General features: G+C 34.1%; 23 protein-coding genes and 1 pseudogene. 13 read left to right on the top strand and 11 right to left on the bottom strand.

Features of this window, described 5'->3' with window-relative positions:
* Positions 1-15 precede the first annotated feature (15 nt).
* From AAGD87_RS01615 to ispG, 12 genes are all read left to right on the top strand, one after another.
* The gene (locus AAGD87_RS01615) at positions 16-453 is read left to right on the top strand and encodes a ClpXP protease specificity-enhancing factor SspB (protein WP_006279412.1); all 438 of its coding nucleotides are present in this window, start codon (positions 16-18) and stop codon (positions 451-453) included.
* A gap of 200 nt (positions 454-653) precedes the next feature.
* Positions 654-872, top strand: a complete 219-nt coding sequence (locus AAGD87_RS01610) for a hypothetical protein (RefSeq protein ID WP_006279413.1) — start codon at positions 654-656, stop codon at positions 870-872.
* Complete coding sequence (locus AAGD87_RS01605; protein ID WP_306700832.1) at positions 853-1,146, top strand: type II toxin-antitoxin system RelE family toxin; 294 nt, start codon at positions 853-855, stop codon at positions 1,144-1,146. The genes AAGD87_RS01610 and AAGD87_RS01605 overlap by 20 nt, the downstream gene beginning before the upstream one ends.
* Positions 1,147-1,248: 102 nt before the next feature.
* Positions 1,249-1,470: a hypothetical protein gene (locus tag AAGD87_RS01600; RefSeq protein WP_095742622.1), complete on the top strand. Its 222-nt coding sequence runs from the start codon at positions 1,249-1,251 to the stop codon at positions 1,468-1,470.
* The gene (locus AAGD87_RS01595; protein ID WP_253303024.1) at positions 1,451-1,762 is read left to right on the top strand and encodes a type II toxin-antitoxin system RelE family toxin; all 312 of its coding nucleotides are present in this window, start codon (positions 1,451-1,453) and stop codon (positions 1,760-1,762) included. Before AAGD87_RS01600 ends, AAGD87_RS01595 begins: the two co-directional genes overlap by 20 nt.
* A gap of 83 nt (positions 1,763-1,845) precedes the next feature.
* The gene (locus AAGD87_RS01590; RefSeq protein WP_006279415.1) at positions 1,846-2,067 is read left to right on the top strand and encodes a hypothetical protein; all 222 of its coding nucleotides are present in this window, start codon (positions 1,846-1,848) and stop codon (positions 2,065-2,067) included.
* Positions 2,058-2,333, top strand: a complete 276-nt coding sequence (locus tag AAGD87_RS01585) for a type II toxin-antitoxin system RelE family toxin (protein ID WP_264723710.1) — start codon at positions 2,058-2,060, stop codon at positions 2,331-2,333. The genes AAGD87_RS01590 and AAGD87_RS01585 overlap by 10 nt, the downstream gene beginning before the upstream one ends.
* 171 nt (positions 2,334-2,504) lie before the next feature.
* Entirely contained in the window at positions 2,505-2,783 is a 279-nt protein-coding gene (locus tag AAGD87_RS01580; RefSeq protein ID WP_006279515.1) for a YggT family protein, read from the top strand.
* Positions 2,784-4,898 carry an FtsK/SpoIIIE family DNA translocase gene (locus AAGD87_RS01575; RefSeq protein ID WP_182309617.1) on the top strand — a complete coding sequence of 705 codons (2,115 nt, stop codon included), beginning with the start codon at positions 2,784-2,786 and terminating at the stop codon, positions 4,896-4,898.
* A gap of 154 nt (positions 4,899-5,052) precedes the next feature.
* Complete coding sequence (locus tag AAGD87_RS01570) at positions 5,053-5,589, top strand: hypothetical protein (protein WP_155968266.1); 537 nt, start codon at positions 5,053-5,055, stop codon at positions 5,587-5,589.
* 197 nt (positions 5,590-5,786) lie between these two features.
* On the top strand, positions 5,787-6,407 hold the full coding sequence (locus tag AAGD87_RS01565) for a TRP75-related protein (RefSeq protein ID WP_070356736.1): 621 nt from the start codon (positions 5,787-5,789) through the stop codon (positions 6,405-6,407).
* Between the two features lie 25 nt (positions 6,408-6,432).
* Complete coding sequence (ispG, locus tag AAGD87_RS01560) at positions 6,433-7,713, top strand: flavodoxin-dependent (E)-4-hydroxy-3-methylbut-2-enyl-diphosphate synthase (protein ID WP_341817676.1); 1,281 nt, start codon at positions 6,433-6,435, stop codon at positions 7,711-7,713.
* Positions 7,714-7,814: 101 nt separating this feature from the next.
* Here the strand turns inward: ispG and AAGD87_RS01555 are convergent.
* From AAGD87_RS01555 to AAGD87_RS01520, 11 genes and pseudogenes are all read right to left on the bottom strand, one after another.
* Positions 7,815-9,124 (bottom strand): annotated as a pseudogene (locus AAGD87_RS01555) (IS4 family transposase).
* 242 nt (positions 9,125-9,366) lie between these two features.
* The gene (locus AAGD87_RS07750) at positions 9,367-9,531 is read right to left on the bottom strand and encodes an IS3 family transposase (protein ID WP_080717620.1); all 165 of its coding nucleotides are present in this window, start codon (positions 9,529-9,531) and stop codon (positions 9,367-9,369) included.
* Complete coding sequence (locus tag AAGD87_RS07745; protein WP_156768648.1) at positions 9,521-9,685, bottom strand: DDE-type integrase/transposase/recombinase; 165 nt, start codon at positions 9,683-9,685, stop codon at positions 9,521-9,523. Before AAGD87_RS07745 ends, AAGD87_RS07750 begins: the two co-directional genes overlap by 11 nt.
* Before the next feature lie 84 nt (positions 9,686-9,769).
* Positions 9,770-9,985 carry an IS3 family transposase gene (locus AAGD87_RS07740; RefSeq protein WP_353286574.1) on the bottom strand — a complete coding sequence of 72 codons (216 nt, stop codon included), beginning with the start codon at positions 9,983-9,985 and terminating at the stop codon, positions 9,770-9,772.
* A gap of 122 nt (positions 9,986-10,107) precedes the next feature.
* Positions 10,108-10,410, bottom strand: a complete 303-nt coding sequence (locus AAGD87_RS01550) for a transposase (RefSeq protein ID WP_151807816.1) — start codon at positions 10,408-10,410, stop codon at positions 10,108-10,110.
* 337 nt (positions 10,411-10,747) lie between these two features.
* Positions 10,748-11,005, bottom strand: coding sequence for a hypothetical protein (locus tag AAGD87_RS01545; protein ID WP_010962372.1), 258 nt, complete (start codon positions 11,003-11,005; stop codon positions 10,748-10,750).
* Positions 11,006-11,098: 93 nt separating this feature from the next.
* The gene (gyrB, locus tag AAGD87_RS01540) at positions 11,099-13,486 is read right to left on the bottom strand and encodes a DNA topoisomerase (ATP-hydrolyzing) subunit B (RefSeq protein WP_265024254.1); all 2,388 of its coding nucleotides are present in this window, start codon (positions 13,484-13,486) and stop codon (positions 11,099-11,101) included.
* 22 nt (positions 13,487-13,508) lie between these two features.
* Positions 13,509-13,637, bottom strand: a complete 129-nt coding sequence (locus AAGD87_RS01535) for a hypothetical protein (protein ID WP_341817675.1) — start codon at positions 13,635-13,637, stop codon at positions 13,509-13,511.
* Between the two features lie 761 nt (positions 13,638-14,398).
* On the bottom strand, positions 14,399-15,007 hold the full coding sequence (locus tag AAGD87_RS01530) for an SCO family protein (RefSeq protein ID WP_155968286.1): 609 nt from the start codon (positions 15,005-15,007) through the stop codon (positions 14,399-14,401).
* 44 nt (positions 15,008-15,051) lie between these two features.
* Complete coding sequence (dnaQ, locus tag AAGD87_RS01525; protein WP_006280142.1) at positions 15,052-15,747, bottom strand: DNA polymerase III subunit epsilon; 696 nt, start codon at positions 15,745-15,747, stop codon at positions 15,052-15,054.
* 24 nt (positions 15,748-15,771) lie between these two features.
* Positions 15,772-16,422, bottom strand: a complete 651-nt coding sequence (locus tag AAGD87_RS01520; protein ID WP_006280141.1) for a Tim44/TimA family putative adaptor protein — start codon at positions 16,420-16,422, stop codon at positions 15,772-15,774.
* Positions 16,423-16,586: 164 nt separating this feature from the next.
* Here AAGD87_RS01520 and secB point away from each other — a divergent pair, with 164 nt between their 5' ends.
* On the top strand, positions 16,587-17,090 hold the full coding sequence (secB, locus tag AAGD87_RS01515) for a protein-export chaperone SecB (RefSeq protein ID WP_341817674.1): 504 nt from the start codon (positions 16,587-16,589) through the stop codon (positions 17,088-17,090).
* The last annotated feature ends 6 nt before the right edge of the window (positions 17,091-17,096 follow it).

Here is a 17,096-nt window from a genome sequence, read left to right as displayed (position 1 = left end):
GTATGTGAAAGTTATATGGAGCAAACAGATTACAAAAAACTGCTTAATTCTGCTAAGTTTCAAGTTATCAAAAAGACTTTAGATGTTATATCAGGTAATGGTTTTATCCCTCACTTAGAAATATTATTTTTCACATATTTTAATGGTGTGACCATGCCAGATCGTTTGAAAAAGTCATACCCTACTCAAATGCTTATTATATTACAGCATCAATTCTATGATTTAAAAGTTTCTGAGGATAAATTTAGCGTCAGTTTGAGTTTTCAAGGAAAACAAGAGCGAATTACTATACCGTTTTTTGCTATTAGTGAGTTTCGTGATAAAATTTCAGGAGATGTTTTAATATTTGACAAAATCAGTATCGACTCTGATAAAGAATACAAAAGTGAAAAATGTACTGAAAAACTATCAAACGGTAGTATTATATCCATAGATCAACTGCGTGATGAGTAACTGCTCATCTTTATAAACAAAAAATATTAATAGAAAAAAGTGGTCTAACTTAAGTAATAGAATAGAGGGTAGATAAATATGCTAAATCTTTAATTATTTATTAACGCAGGTGGCAAAATTTTTCTTACATATCATCAACTTCCTTTATTGAAAAATTCAGAAAAATGTTGTATAATTATTAGTAGACTTTGGTAAAACATATGACAGATTCAGGAATTAGTATAACTTTTGACCCAAAAACTTCACATAACCTTACTAAGTTAGCTGAAATCACCAAGGAATCCGTTCAAGAACTAGCAAAAAGGTTAGTCATCGAAGGAATCGAGTGCGAAGTAGAAGATATTGCGTTATATAAAACTATTAAGGAATGTGAGGATGTAGACTGGAACACAGTACTATCTGAAAGGGAGAGGACATAAACTGAAATACGATATTGTCTACTCAAAAAACTTTACTGAAAGAGATTTTCTAAATCTTCCAAAAACAATAAGATCAAGGATTACAAAAGCGATAAACGAGCGGCTTACAACTGATCCAATTAAATTTGGTAAACCATTACGTGGCAGGCTAAAAGGGTATAGAAGAATAAGGGTTAGTGATTATCGAATTATTTATACTGTAAATATTGCAAAACATAAGGTGTTTGTTGCTACAGCAGGACATAGAGACACCATTTATGAGAAGGCTACTTGATAAACATTAAATATATTTTTATACAGCCCTCCTTCCTTTCTTTATTGAAAAATTAAAAAAAATGTTGTAAAATAGCTATAGTAGTAGACTTTGGTAAAGCTTATGGTAAATTCAAAAGTTAGTGTAACTTTCAACCCAGAAACTTCGCAGCATCTTGTTGAACTAGCTAGAGCCACCAAGCAGTCTGTTCAAAAATTAACAGAAAAGCTAGTCAAGGAAGCAATCGAACTTGAAGCGGAAGATATTGCATTTTCCAAAATTATTAGGGAGTTAAATTCTGATGATGCAGAAGAAGTAGAGGATAGTGAAGACATCTGGAAATAAGCAATACACCATTAAATATCTAAAGCATGTTCTTAAAAGAAATTTGCCTTCCTTGCCGGAAGATGTAAAGCCAAGTATTAAAGATGCAATAAAAGAGTATCTTGAGACTGATCCTATTGGTAACGGTGTGTTGCTACGCAAGAGATTAAAGGAACATAGAAGAATAAAAGTTGCTGATGATTATCGTATTGTCTACCGTGTAAATATTGTAAAACGTATAGTAATTATTGTTTCAATAGGACACAGGGACAATATTTACAAGCAGGCAATATTGGACCTACTGAAACATTAAATATATTTTTATACACCACTCCTTTCTTTATTGAAAAATTAAAAAAAATGTTGTATAATTATTAGTGGACTTTGGTAAAACATATGGCAAATTCAGGCATTAACATAGCTCTTAGCGAAGAAACTTTAAAGCATCTTGCTGAATTATCTGAATTTACTAAACAGCCCGTTCAAGAATTAGCAGGAAAACTATTTAGAGAAGCAGTTGAGCTTGAAATGGAGGATTTTTTAGTATCTAAAATTTCTGATGAGCGTGATGTTGAAGGTGCAGAAACAGTTGATTTTGAAGATATTAAGTGGGATTAGAGCGTTACAAGGTTAAGTCTCTAAAGAGTGTTGTTGAAAAAGATTTACCAAACCTTCCAAAGACAATAAGGCTAAAAGTTCAAAAGGCTATAAAAGAACGTCTTACAGTTGACCCAATAAATTTTGGTGAACCACTACATCATAACTTAAAAGGACGTAGAAGGCTAAGAGTTGGTGACTATCGTGTAATTTACAGAGTAAATCAATTAGATCATATAGTAACTATCACAGAGATAGGACATAGAGATGATATTTATAAGAAATAAATATCAACATTAATATATATTATACACCCCTCCTTCCTTGTCCATTCTCTACTTTAGGTGGCTTTGCGCAGCTCAAAAAATGAAGTTTTTTTTGGTTCAGCAAAAACAACATTTTGAGTTTGAAAAGGCTAAATACTTGTCTTTTATATAACTTTCGTGTAATAGATATGTATGCATCCAATCATATATCTACTCAATACGTTACTTGATCTTTATAGCTTCATTCTAATATGTTGGGTTGTCCTAAACTGGCTGGTTAAACTTAATATGGTGAACATATATAATGAAACTGTCAGTAGCATAATGCACATCTTGAACCAATTGACATATCCACCACTAAAGATTATTAGAAGATATATACCACCGTTCAACGGATTAGATTTATCTATAATGATATTGCTAATAACAATTCACTTTGTAAAATATACAGTAGCTTACTACTTTAGGTAGATGTTAAAAAAATATCTAAAATCAGCAATATATCTATCCCTTTTAATATATATATATATATCAGTTTTTAGCTATAACTATAAAGATCCTTCCTTAAACACGGCTACAAATGAGGAAGTGACAAATTTAGGTGGAATAGTAGGTTCATATTTAGCTGATATATTGGTTCAATTTCTTGGATTAACTAGTGTTACAATAGCTACAACCATAGTTTACTTGTTGATCTTCAGGCCAGCAAAAATACTGCTGAAAATTCTCTATTTAATATTAATCAATTTAGGGGTATGTGCTATATTACCACAACTTTCGCTAGGCATCACAGCAAGGTACAGACACAGTGGAATAATAGGGAATGCACTCGTTAATAACTGCCCGTTTTATGTATTTGTGATAGTAACATTAATAGGTCTTGTAGGATCTGTTGGTTGGAAGAGAACAATTTACTCTCTATTCTTCTTATGTAAAAAAATAGCTTGCTTATTTGTAAATGTTCCATTCTTCAGATCACATAAAACTGCTGAATATTCAGTTGCACCATTAGTAGTAGAAGAAAAACATAAAACTAAAATCACTACTAAACAACAACCAAAAGAAAGACAGAAAAAAGCCACCAAAGAAATTTTCAGTGAGTTCGAATTTCCAAGCATTCATTTACTTTCCAAAGCAGAGGAGTCTTTGCAGAGAAAACAGCTGAATGAAATGGAGAGCAATAAAAATTTATCTCTGCTGGAACAAGTCCTGAGTGATTTTGGCGTGCAAGGAAAAATTATCAGTGTATGCTATGGGCCGGTTGTGACTTTATACAAACTTGAACCACAAGCTGGTACGAAATCTGCAAGAGTAATTGGCCTTGCAGATGACATTGCACGTTCGATGAGTGCACTCTCTGCACGTATTTCAATAATTCGTGGGCAAAATGCTATGGGAATAGAGTTGCCGAACAAGGAACGGGAAATTGTAATGCTGCGTGATTTGCTTGAATCACCAGAATACCAAAATGCAAACTTAAATCTTCCAATTGCGCTTGGCAAAGAAATAAGTGGAAAACCAGTTATTGCAGATCTAACTAAAATGCCTCACTTGCTCGTTGCTGGAACCACAGGGTCTGGTAAATCAGTTGCGATTAACACTATGATTCTTTCACTCGTTTATCGATTAAGTCCTGACGAATGCAAGATGATAATGATCGACCCCAAAATGCTTGAGCTTTCAATATATGATGCAATACCACATCTAATAACGCCAGTAGTAACAGAGCCAAAAAAGGCTGTAGTCGCTCTTAAGTGGATAGTGAAAGAAATGGAAAACCGCTATCGCATGATGTCGTATTTGAATGTACGCAATGTTATAAACTATAATCAAAAAATCACAGAAGCGATGAATAGTGGAATAGAATTGGAGCGCGTTGTGCAGATTGGCTTTAACTCAACAACAGGCAAACCTCTGTTTGAAAAAATACCAATCAAGATGGAAACATTTCCGTATATTGTAGTGATCGTGGATGAAATGGCAGATTTGATGCTTGTTGCCGGCAAAGAAATAGAGTGCTCTATTCAACGCTTAGCTCAGATGGCTCGTGCTGCAGGAATACACATCATAATGGCAACACAACGCCCATCTGTGGATGTGATCACAGGTGTGATAAAGGCGAACTTTCCAACGAGAATCAGTTTTGCTGTTACTTCTAAGATAGATAGCCGTACAATACTTGGCGAACAAGGGGCTGAACAATTGCTCGGCATGGGTGACATGCTCTATATGGCCTCTGGTGGTAAGATCATTCGAGTTCACGGCCCATTTGTAAGTGATAATGAGGTGCAAGATATAGTTGATCATCTGAAAATGCAAGGTGAGCCAAACTACATGGAGGAAATCACTAAAGAAGATGAAAATTCTTCTACAGAGTCACACGATGAAACGGAGGATGAAGAAAATGACCTCTATAACCAAGCAGTGGCCATCATTCAAAGAGATCAAAAAGTTTCAACCAGTTACATTCAAAGGCAGCTTAGAATAGGCTATAACAGAGCAGCAAACATCGTTGAAAGAATGGAAAAGGAAGGTATTGTCAGCGCTCCAAATTACTCAGGGAAAAGAGAGATATTGGTTGAATAACAATCTTGTAATACCTTAATTTAAGTTTCCGCACTTTCAAAAAGCAAGTCAAACAAAATTATTAAAAGGTCAATACATAATGACAGTTAATTTAATAATAATTTAAACATTAGGAATGTAAAATTATAATATATTAATTAACTAGGGGGTTAAAATGGTAAAAGGAATTTTGTGCAATTGGTTAGGTGTAACAGAATTGCAAGAAAGTCAAAAAATTGATGCTGAGCAGTTTGAAAAAGTTTTTGGTGCATTAAAAGAATGGCAAGAAGCTCAAAAGATAGATGCTAAACAGTTTGAAGAGGTATTTAGTGCATTAAAAGAATGGCAAGAAGCTCAAAAGATAGATGTTGAGCAGTTTGAAAAAGTTTTTAGTGCATTAGAAGACAAGATTGGTACTAAGCAGTTTCAAGCTATGCAAGAGCACTTAAACGGCCTGCAAGAAAAAGTGGAAACACTTGCAGAGGCAGTAGCAGATCAACAAAAAATAATGGCAATTTGTATCATAGTCAGTGCTGTTGCCGCAATAGCAATAACTAGTTTTGTTGCATTCTGTATCTATCAGGGAGTTAAGCTTGATAAAGAGAAGAAAAACGACTTATCTAAAGATACGCCAGACGCAAAACTTAGTAATGTAGATACTACCGATGGTACTGAAAAACTACAGAATAACTTAAAAGTTGCAAACATATAGCTGCATAACACTTTTCTTGAAAAGGTGTTACGCAACTTGTAACACCTTACTCTTCTCTTAGTCTGCGTAGGTTTTTTTGATAGCAAACATATCACTTTTTAGAAAAATATTTGTATTGTAAAGTTAGTAAAGATTCTGGTTTACTTAAAGTTTGTTAATTGCTATCTTTTAAAACACGATATTTACTATAGCACCATATGCTTAGGGTTTTTTCTAAAATTTTATTTATATTAATGTTTTTGGTTTCTAGCTTTTTTACTGTGCATAGTGCTGAAGCTAAATCTAAGCTCAGTAAGAGATACATACCTCCTGGTAACCCTGGTGGTGCAAACTTTCATACAGATGAGGATTTTGCTGAGTCATATAAACTGTATGAGAAGCGTAGGGAATTGCTCAAGAAAAAAAAATTACAAGATCGAGCTATAAATAAAGAAGATCTAATCAAAAAATTAAAAGAGAAAAAAATTGCTAGTCTTGATAATGAGCCAAATGACATGGAAGCTTGCATAGTCGACGATGAAGAGAGCACTATGATAAATCAGCATGGTATTAATATCGCACGTTTAAGGGGTGCTGTATTTATAGATCAAGAGTCAGTTTTCCAGTATGAAAATAAGCAGCATGAAAGTGAACAACAAGAAGAGAAGAAAGTTACTTCAACACGAGAAAAGAAAGTTTCTCCTATAAATGTCACTATAAAAGAAACTCCATCAAGAAGAACGTGCTCACATGATTCTATTGCTAATTTGGATAACGTAGATGCTTATAGTTTGAATGGTTCAAGTTCATTTGGCAGTGTAGCTGACACAGTAAAATAGTATCACAATATTGGCCATTAATAATATGCTAGATAAAGACCTGATGTTGAATGATAATACATATGAATTATCGCAGATTTCCAGGCACAAAACTCATGTTGTAGAAGTTGGAAAAGTAAAGATAGGCGGAAATAATCCTGTAGTTGTACAATCTATGGCGCTTGGTGTGCATATAGATTCTGATAATATAAAAAGTAGCGCAAAACATTATGCAAAAGAAATAACAGAACTAGCGCGTACAGGTTCAGAATTGGTGCGAATTGCCTTGAACTCAGAGGAGGTAGCAAGAGCCATACCTTATATAGTAGAAGAGATAAATAAAGAAGGTTTTGACGGTAAAATATTGGTAGGCTGTGGTCAGTATGAGCTAGATAAATTAGTTCAAGATTATCCAGACAACATCAAAATGCTGGGTAAAATTAGGATAAACCCAGGCAATATAGGTTTTGGCAACAAACGTGATGAGAAGTTTGAAAGGGTTATAGAGTATGCAATAATGCACGATCTTCCGGTTAGAATTGGGGTAAATTGGGGTAGTCTTGATAAATACCTTTTGCAAAAATTGATGGATGAAAACTCTTCGCTTAGTAATTCAAGGCCTTCTGACGTTATACTGCGCAAAGCACTTGTAATGTCTGCTCTTGATAGTGCAAAAAAAGCTGAAGAAATTGGTCTAAATTCAAACAAAATAATCATTTCATGTAAAGTTAGCAAAGTACAAGATTTAATTTTAGTTTATATGGCACTTGCAAAATCTTCCAATTATGCGCTGCATTTGGGTTTAACTGAGGCTGGTATGGGCAATAAAGGTGTGGTAAATACCGCAGCAGGGCTTACTTATTTATTGCAAAATGGCATTGGAGATACAATACGGGCTTCTTTGACTCAACGTCCTGGTGAATCGCGTACTAATGAAGTGGTGGTGTGTCAGGAAATATTGCAGTCTATAGGCTTGCGACACTTTAACCCTCAGGTTAATTCATGTCCTGGTTGTGGGCGCACGAGTAGCGATCGTTTTCGTATATTAACTGAAGAGGTGAATGGCTATATAAAAACTCATATGCCGATGTGGAAGAAAAAAAATCCAGGTGTAGAGCATATGAACATTGCTGTTATGGGATGCATAGTAAATGGTCCTGGAGAAAGCAAACACGCAAATTTGGGAATCAGCTTACCTGGATATGGAGAAAAACCTGTTTCAGCAGTCTACAAAAACGGCAAATATTTCAAAACTTTACAAGGTGATAATGTCTCTGAAGAATTTAAGGCAATTATTGATAATTATGTGAAGAAGCATTACACGTAACCTTTCACGGTTAATTAATAGATAAATCGCAAATAAAAAAGAAAATTAAACCTTGTTTTTCTTTTTTCGTTGGGAATGTTCAAAAAAGCATACGCGTCAAGTTAAGAGATTGTGAGCAAATTTAGAGAGGTTAAAGTGGATACTCTAGCCCTTCTACGTTTGTCTTTTAATGAAAATCGCGACCAAGTTATAGTGAGTTTTTTAAGAAATGCTTTTAAACTATTAATTTTGGTTAATACTAAAAATAACTCTCTAACCCGCCTTTTTAGCTCAATAAATGCCTTTGTTAAGCTAAGTTCTGTATTCTTTTTCACTTCTGTGCAACCAACTATGCCGTGAAATATAAGAATTGCGCACAATTTAGCATATAGTTCACATAATACTCTGCATGGCTTTCCTTTTAGCTTATCAAGCCTGATATGGCTTTTATACAATTTAAATAATAACTCAATTTGCCACCTTACTCTGTAAATCGTTAATACTTGCTCAGCACTAATTTTATTTTCTGGAACATTAGTTATAAATATTGACCAGTTCAACAATTTTTGATTTCTTTTAGAGGATCTGCGATCTTGCTAATCTATTAGCTTTCCTTCTTCTGCCCATAGACTGTTCTTCAGTTAGTTTCTGACATATAATTCTTACTCTAATTTTTGCTTCTTTTCCTAACAATACCTCGTTTTCTAAAAATAACTTATCCTCTCAACATTCTAATAACTCCATTTTTTGATTTGTTTCTACATCATATATGTTGGTATCGACGACTTATGAAATAAGCTCCTATTTCATTGATTTGTTTAAAAGAACTTGGCACAAAATAACCGAGATCAGATATTAGCAAATCATTGCTTAATATATTACTTAAATGTTTCCTATATCCCTGGTCTGATCTTACCCCCTCCGTTAAATTAAGTTGGTCTATTATCTGATTCATGTAGTCGAAAACTAATTGTAACTTTATTCCAGACTTAGTATTGCTTTCATAGCCACTGTAGCTAGTACCATAACCTTTATACATCTCTTCCATACTGTTAGGTAGAGTAATATAGCTACTGTCCAATAATTTAACACTATTAAATTGCTGTAAGATTTTGCAATCAACTTGCAAGATATTTTTAAAGAGAATCACAGATTCATTATACATCCTTTTCATAAATTCCACTGCTTCTTCAGTAAATCTAAAATCCAAACCTTGTTTTGTTATATCTATCGAGTCCTCGTTTAGTAATTGACACATTGTTTCTACGCTACAATTATCAACTCCTATATTACCCAAGACCATGGCTTTTACGAATGATGAACCTTTTAGCTTTCTCTTTCTTTTTATAAACCTTGTTGTAATTGAGATTTTCTCTGCTTTTTCATTAAAAAATTCTTTGAGCTTTTTTGATAAGCAAGTTATTTTATTCATTGGTTCTCTCACTAAAAGTATATCTGGGAGAACTTATACCTTATTATTCTATCTCTTTCATACCTTTATTTCCTTAACTTGACGCGTATGGTTCAAAAAAGTGTGTCAAACCGAAAAAAAAGTAATAAATTGATATAAAAAAAATGGAGGTTTGACTGACCTTACCCAGAAAAAGTGGAGAGAAAGTTTGGAATGTTTTTCACAAAGAGAATGATGAATCAAAATGCTCAGGAATGCAATAGTTAATAGTGACGTTGTTTGTTATAAAAAATTTCTATATATTCAAATATAGCAGTTTTGATATGCTGTTTAGAGTGCCGAGAGGTGTCTATTGGTAACTCCCTTTTTAGAGAACTGAAGAAGCTTTCCACAACAGAATTGTCGTAACAACAACCTTTATAACTCATCTATGTTTTTTATGGATAAGAGATATTGATAACCTTGCGAAGTATATTGTGAACCTTGATCACTATGTAATAGTAGATTTTTGGCAGGTTTACGCTTGTTAACGGCCATTAATAAAGAGTCCATAACCAATTGTTTATTTATTGAACTGCTCATTAACTACCATGCGTGAATATAGATCGATTATTGTTGCCAAATATAGCCATCCTTCTTTGGTTTTTATATAAGTAATCCCATACTTTATTTGGTTGATCGACAATAAAGTTTTGGTCTAATATATTGGGAGCTACTGTCCGTTTGTTGTTTCTTAATTTTAAATTTTCTTCTCAATATAGCCTGAATACCATTTTTCTGCATAATACTTTGCACTGTTTTTAAGTTGCAACTTTTACCCAAAGCCTTCAATTCAGCATGAATTTTAGGAGCTCCATATCTACATTTAGAAACTTGATATATTTTTTGAATAGCTGCGAGTAGCTCTTTATTTGCTGATTCTCTACTGCTTATTTTTCTTGTGGTCCACTTATAGTAGCCACTAGCAGAAAATCCTACATAATTCCTGTACTTTATAGCAGTTACTATATAAAAAAATATTTTACTCTTTTTGACTGGCCAGGGCTTTTTTTTAAATGTCTCTTTCCCTTGTTACTCTTGCTTTGTAAATCAAACCTCTCTTTGTCGTAAGGAGCCATGTTACCTCTACCTGGAAATGCATTTGCCGCTGACTTTTTTTCGTTATATTTCTTCATCCATTTTCCTAATACACTATCCCTTATTCCTAGATCTCTTGCTACTTTTGCAACTGGTTGACCTACCTTTCTTTGTTCATTTGCCAGCTTAACAGCTTCCAATTTGAATTCTGCCGTATATTCTCTTACCATTTCTAATCCTCCAAAATTTTATTTTACCCGAAAAAACTCCTTTCTTTCTCTCCACTTTTTCTGGGTAAGGTCACTTGGCAACAGTTGCTCTACTTTCTCCTTCATCCAATGCTTCCATTGCTTTTTTCCTTAAGTCGTAACTATACGCTGCTGGCATACAAACCCCTCTACCATAAATCCATTCTTACCTTATTGGGATTATTATGAGAAGAGCTATAACTCTATGGGAGGGAAGCAAAATCTGGGATTCGGCCTTAATGGCATTAGCGTTGCATCAGCTTCACCCTCCCTGTGAGGTATTTTAGCTCTAATGCCTCACATCATAAAGATACAAGTGTCAAGCTACTTGGATGACAGGGGAGGGAGGCACTGGGATGACAGGAGAAGGTAGTGGGATGACACCCTGACAACCGTCATCCCGCTGCTTGTTAGCGGGATCTAGAGATACCGCGAATGAATCGCGGCATGACGTAGGACTGCTTTCATTCCAGTGCTTGACACTGGAATCCAGCCTTTCTGCAATCTCATCGAAAACGTTGTAACCACTTTCTATGCTAGTTTGCTTGTGAGCAACCTGGATTCCAGTGTCAAGCACTGGAATGACACCGTTATAAAGGAACCAGTGTCAGCTACTTGAATGACACAGTCTTTGCTTAAACCCGTAACGTTCGTACATTTTGCTAAAAGTTCAAATATCAACATCATGCACATTAAGTGCATTGCTATTAATAAAATCACGGCGTGGTTCAACTATATCACCCATTAATATTGAAAATATGGAATCAGCTTCTTCACAATCTTTTATTTCAACCTTTAATAAAGTTCTAGCCTCAGGATTTAACGTAGTATCCCATAGCTGATCAGCATTCATTTCACCAAGACCTTTAAATCTCTGCAGAGTTAAACCTTTTTTACCATAGTCCATTATTATTTTTGCAAGCGTACTTGGAGAAGTGATTCTTATTTCAGTTTCTTGTGACTTTAAAAATGAATCACCATTAAATAAATTACTTATACCATCAAGCAAACTTAATATGTTTTGCATATCTTTGCCTTCAAGCATACTAAGTGCAAATATATATTTGTCTGCCAATCCTTGAAACAATTTAGAGATATGAATTTCTTTTTCTTCATCTTTTATTTCCACTTCCCAAGTGTATTCGCTGTACATTAACTTCAAATACTTTAATATCTCATCAGCCGATGATAGAGCATTCTTTTTGCTTAAAATTAGCAATGACTCTAGGAGATTTTGTGGTATTTCTCTATCATAATTTTTGCTAATATTAGAAGTGCTAACGCATTTATTCAAAATAAGGCGCAAGTCGTTAAATTCTGTAGCTGTACCACTTAGTGTTAGTCTTTTAACTGCTGAGTTTATTATATACTCTTCAAAAGTTTCGTCATCTTTAATATAAGTGTCTTTGGCATTCTTTGTAACTTTATAGAGAGGTGGCTGTGCTATGTATAAGTAACCTTTTTCAATAACTTCACGCATATGTCTAAAAAAGAAAGTTAGAATCAAAGTTCTTATATGTGAACCATCAACATCTGCATCTGTCATGATGATAATTTTATGATATCTAGCTTTTTCAATATCGAAGTGTTCACTCCCTATTCCAGCACCAATTGCAGTGATTAAAGAGCCTATTTCTGCAGATGAAAAAATACGATCTAAACTTACACGTTCTACGTTTAGAATTTTTCCTCTTAAGGCAAGCACTGCTTGTGTTTTACGATTACGCCCCTGCTTTGCAGTACCACCTGCTGAATTACCCTCTACTATAAATAATTCCGATAACTCAGGGGCTTTTTCCTGGCAATCAGCAAGCTTTCCTGGCAGAGTTGCAATATCAATATTGTTTTTGCTTTTAACTAACTCTCGTGCTTTTCTTGCGGCTTCTCTTCCTTTTGCTGACCTAATTGCTCTTTCTACTATGCTTGCTGCCAATTTGGGATCAGTTTCAAGGATTGTGCTCAATTTATCAGAAACTATACTTTCTACAACTGCACGTGCTTCAGAACTAACTAGTTTATCTTTTGTTTGTGAAGAAAATTTAGGATCAGGCATCTTGAGAGATAAAACACAAGTTAAACCTTCTCTAACGTCCTCTCCAGTTAAATTTACTTTTGCTTTCTTTAAAAACCCTTCATTAGTTGCATAGGTATTGATACATCTAGTTAGTGCAGATCTAAATCCTGCCAAATGCGTACCACCATCTCGTTGCCGTATATTATTAGTGAAACACAACATATTCTCATAGTAGGAATCATTCCATTCCATCGATATTTCCAAGCTGATGCCAAGATCGTCTGCATCTCCTTTCATACTGGCAATTTTAGTTACATGTGTCTTATTCTTATCTAAATACTGCACAAAATTTGCTGTACCAAAATTGTCTTTAGATTGATTGCTCTGATTGAAATGAGATTCTGTATATGGTTCATTGCGCAGATCACGTAAAGTAATGTCGATATTTGAATTTAAAAATGCTAATTCTCTTATACGACTTTCAAGCGTTGAGTAACTGAAATTAATGCCATTAAAAGTCTCTGTTGATGGCATGAACGTGACTTTAGTTCCTCTTTTGTTTGTATTTTCGTTGACTACCTTTAAAGGTTCAATAGACTCACCATCTTCAAAACGCATAAAGTGTTCTTTCTTATTGCGCCAAATAGTTAATTCCAACCAGCTTGATAATGCATTCACAACTGAGATTCCAACACCATGTAATCCCCCAGAAACTTTATAGGTATTACTGTCAAATTTACCACCAGCATGGAGTTGAGTCATTATTACCTCTGCTGCTGATATTCCTTCTTCTTCATGAATGTCAGTTGGAATGCCACGACCATTGTCGGTTACTGATACTGAACCATCTTTATTTATGCTAACTTCAATTTTATCACAATATCCAGCTAAAGATTCATCTATTGCGTTATCAACAACCTCATATACCATGTGGTGCAAGCCAGATCCATCGTCAGTGTCACCAATGTACATACCTGGACGTTTCCTTACAGCATCAAGACCCCTTAAGATTTTTATTGCATCGGCATTATAACTATTTTCCATGGTATTGCTTCGTTTATGAATGTTAATTAATATTACATTCATATATGCTGATTAGCAACATTTTTAAACTGATAACCCATATTATAGCCTTTCTTATAATAGTCCGAATGCGATAAGATATGTGTTTATGGCTATAGCAGGCCAGTAGCATATTACGGTCTGTTCGGATTATTGTAAAAAGAGCTATAAAAGCACAACTTTACGAATGTTTATTTTTGAAGACAGCAAATAGTGTCATTCCAATGTGTCTTCCATAACTGTACGAACATTCATTTTTGAAGGTAAATTGCACAACAGATGATGTCATTCCAGTGCTTGACACTGGAATGGCTTTGTTGCATCGCTAGCTATGATGGATTAAAGATAAAAAAGATGGAGAATATCAGTAGCTTATTATTCTGGTATTTATAACAAGAACGGTCAGTGAATACCTAAATTTGAGTAAAAGAAATTTCACTACCACTCACTAATCCGGCTAAAATTCAAGAATTTCAATGCTTTAGCTATTTTCAATAGAATTAAATTTATTAATGTAAATAATAAATTACTATTCTTAAATTTGATCAGATTGATTGCAAAAAAACAAGATTTTCAATAGGTTACTTATAATCCTAACTATAGTTAGCCTTTCATAAGTAGCGATGCAACAAAGCCCACTGGAATCCAGAAATTTTGCTTATAACTGAGCTGATGAGCTAAAGGTAGTTGTCTTACGCTAAAACAAACGTTTTTAATTAAGTTGCATAGAAGCTGGATCCCAGTGTCTGGGCACTGGGATGACACCCCACTGGTGGGAATTGCTCCCAAACTACAACGTTCGTACAGTTGTGTGTGTCTTCCCATGGAGATTGCTCTCAAATCATAATGCTCATGCAGTTGCATGCTCGACTAATTAACAGAAAAATCTATAATTCAGTTTACGTATTTTCTTATCTCAGCCAAAATCTTATCAGATTGACTTTCGTCTGAATTTAAATCAGCTGCAAAGTGTGTAACATATTTTCCTCCAGGGCCAATAAGGTACATTATTGAAGAATGGTTGATTTCTTCTTCTCCACCAACTTTGCTAGCATATACTTTATACTTTGCAATTACTTCGTCTATTTTTTCTCTTTCACCAGTTAACATTTGTATTCTGTGGTCAAATTGCTGCTGAAATTCTTTAAGTCTTTCCGTGCTATCGCGCTCAGGATCGACTGTGATGAAGAATGTTTGTAGCTTGTTGTTAGTTTTCTCATCTAACTTTGCAAGTGTTTCTGAAATTATTCCAAGGTTCATAGGGCAAATTCTTTTGCATGAGGAAAACCCAAAGAAAATCATCATGTATTTATCTTTAAAATCACTACTGCGCAAGATCTGTCCGTCCTGATTAATTAAAGAAAAATCTCCGCCTATCTTAACTTCTGCGTTGTGAATCGCTGCTGGGGCAAATATGCCTTTTTTAGTGAAATAACAATAACCTAAAAAAACAACTGCTAATGCTACTAGCATATTAGATAACAATCTTATAAACCTTACCATTAGGGTGCTCTCAGTAAAATTAAATTGTATCTTTATTGGTTGATCTATTCAATATATTTATTCCAAAGTGTATTGTTAATTTTGTCTAACAGTTTCTTATGTTCATCAATTTCTTCACTATTTGGTGAATGTTCTCTGGGAGTTAGATTACGCACTTTATGCTGAACGAATGTAGAGTTACTGTCCTGATTGCATTCATTATCAAACAGAAAGGTTTGTAACCCTCCTGTAAGTTCAACATATACCTTTGCAAGCAATTGAGCATCAACTAGTGCTCCGTGCAATTCTCTATTCTCTAGCGATATATCAAAACGCTTACATAATGCATTCAAAGAAGCAGGTGATCCTGCGAATTTTTTCCTCGCAAGAGGTAATGTATCTAGCACTCTATCTGAGGAAATTAACCCAGCATTCAGCTTGCTTAGCTCCATGTTAAGGAACTTAACATCGAATTCAGCGTTGTGAATTACCAAAATATCATTAGATATAAAGTCAAGAAATTCAAGTGCAACATCTGAAAATAATGGTTTATCTTCTAAAAATTCTTCACTAATACCGTGAATCTTAAACGAGTGATAAGGTATATCTCTTTCTGGGTTAAGGTACCGATGGAATACTTTACCTGTTGGAATACGATTAATTAATTCCACACACCCTATTTCAATAATTCGATGACCAGATTCAGTGTCAAGACCTGTCGTTTCAGTGTCAAGTACTAGTTCGCGTAGCTTGCTTTCCATGGTTAACTCTAAATAAAACTAATCTTACTTGTCATTTGTCTTATCGTTACTTGTCTTTTTATAGTGAATAGAAACAAGCAACCAGCTTGGGTCTGATGAATTAACATTTTTTTTGAATTGCCATACATCCTCAACTTTATTAATAGTGGATGTACTACCTGATATGATATCTCCTTCATTGTTCTTAACGAAGTTAATTTGCTCTGAAAGGAAATATACTGCAATAAACACTACATTTTTTACTAGCTTTATTTCTAAAATCTTTTGTGAAACGATAGAAACAATGATAGACTCGTGCACCTCTTTACGATGTTTAATCTTCTCTGCAAAATTATCATATAAGTCTTTATCGAGAAGTGGTTTTAACTGAGACAAATTTCCTTGATTGAAATACTTTATTATTAATTCAAAAGCTATGCTTGAACCTTCTATAAAGTGGGAAATAGAAAAATCTTTATTTTTTTTTAATATTTGTTCATAAGTAACTTTTATTGAATTTTCATCATTGCTATCAATGTAACCCTCAATGTTTTCTACTACGTCTTCTCTACTTCGGCTTACATCCAATACACTAGTTAGCTTTTTTAGGTTGAGGTTGGCTGACCTTCCTAAAGAATTATACAAACGTGAAAAAATGAACGCCGCTAATAAAGCATATATTACAAGCTCTATCATAGTAACTCAACTCCTTGGCATATAAAGTATCCGAACATTATTAATTATTAATGAAAATATGTTTTTCATATCAACTTATAATCAGGTTTGCTATTCGTTTGTAAATGAATATATTATATAAGAAAGTATTAAATATCTCAACTTAATTAAAGGAGACGTAAGAAATGCCACAACAAAAAATGAGAATTCACAGTCAATATGTTAAAGATCTATCATTTGAGAATCCGAATTCGCCATTCCTTTCTTCTAGTAAAGCTCCAGATATTAACGTAATGGTTAATATCAATTCAGCAAAATTAGAAGGGACGAAAAACAAAGAAGAAGTGAATGAAGAAAAATCTTTCCATGAAATTACTTTGCATATAGAAGTCAAAGCAACGGTAAAAGATGAAGGCATAAAAGATGGCGTAGCTTTCATTTGTGAAACGAAATATTGTGGCATTTTTTCAATAGAAAATTTAAAAGAGTTGAGTGAGGAAGAAGTAAGACAAGCTTTGTTTATTGGCGGACCTACTTTTCTTTTCCCTTTTGCAAGAGAAATAATTGCAAGAGTTACAAGTAGTGGTGGATTTCCCCCACTGATGCTAGATCCTATAGATTTTGAAACTATGTATGAGCAGCAAGGTCAACAACAAAAAAGTAACGGTAGTAATTCCAATTTTAACTAATATAGT

Source organism: Wolbachia endosymbiont (group A) of Pherbina coryleti, assembly GCF_964026875.1.
Classification (GTDB): Bacteria; Pseudomonadota; Alphaproteobacteria; order Rickettsiales; family Anaplasmataceae; genus Wolbachia; species Wolbachia pipientis.
This window is presented reverse-complemented; position numbering and strand designations above follow the sequence as displayed.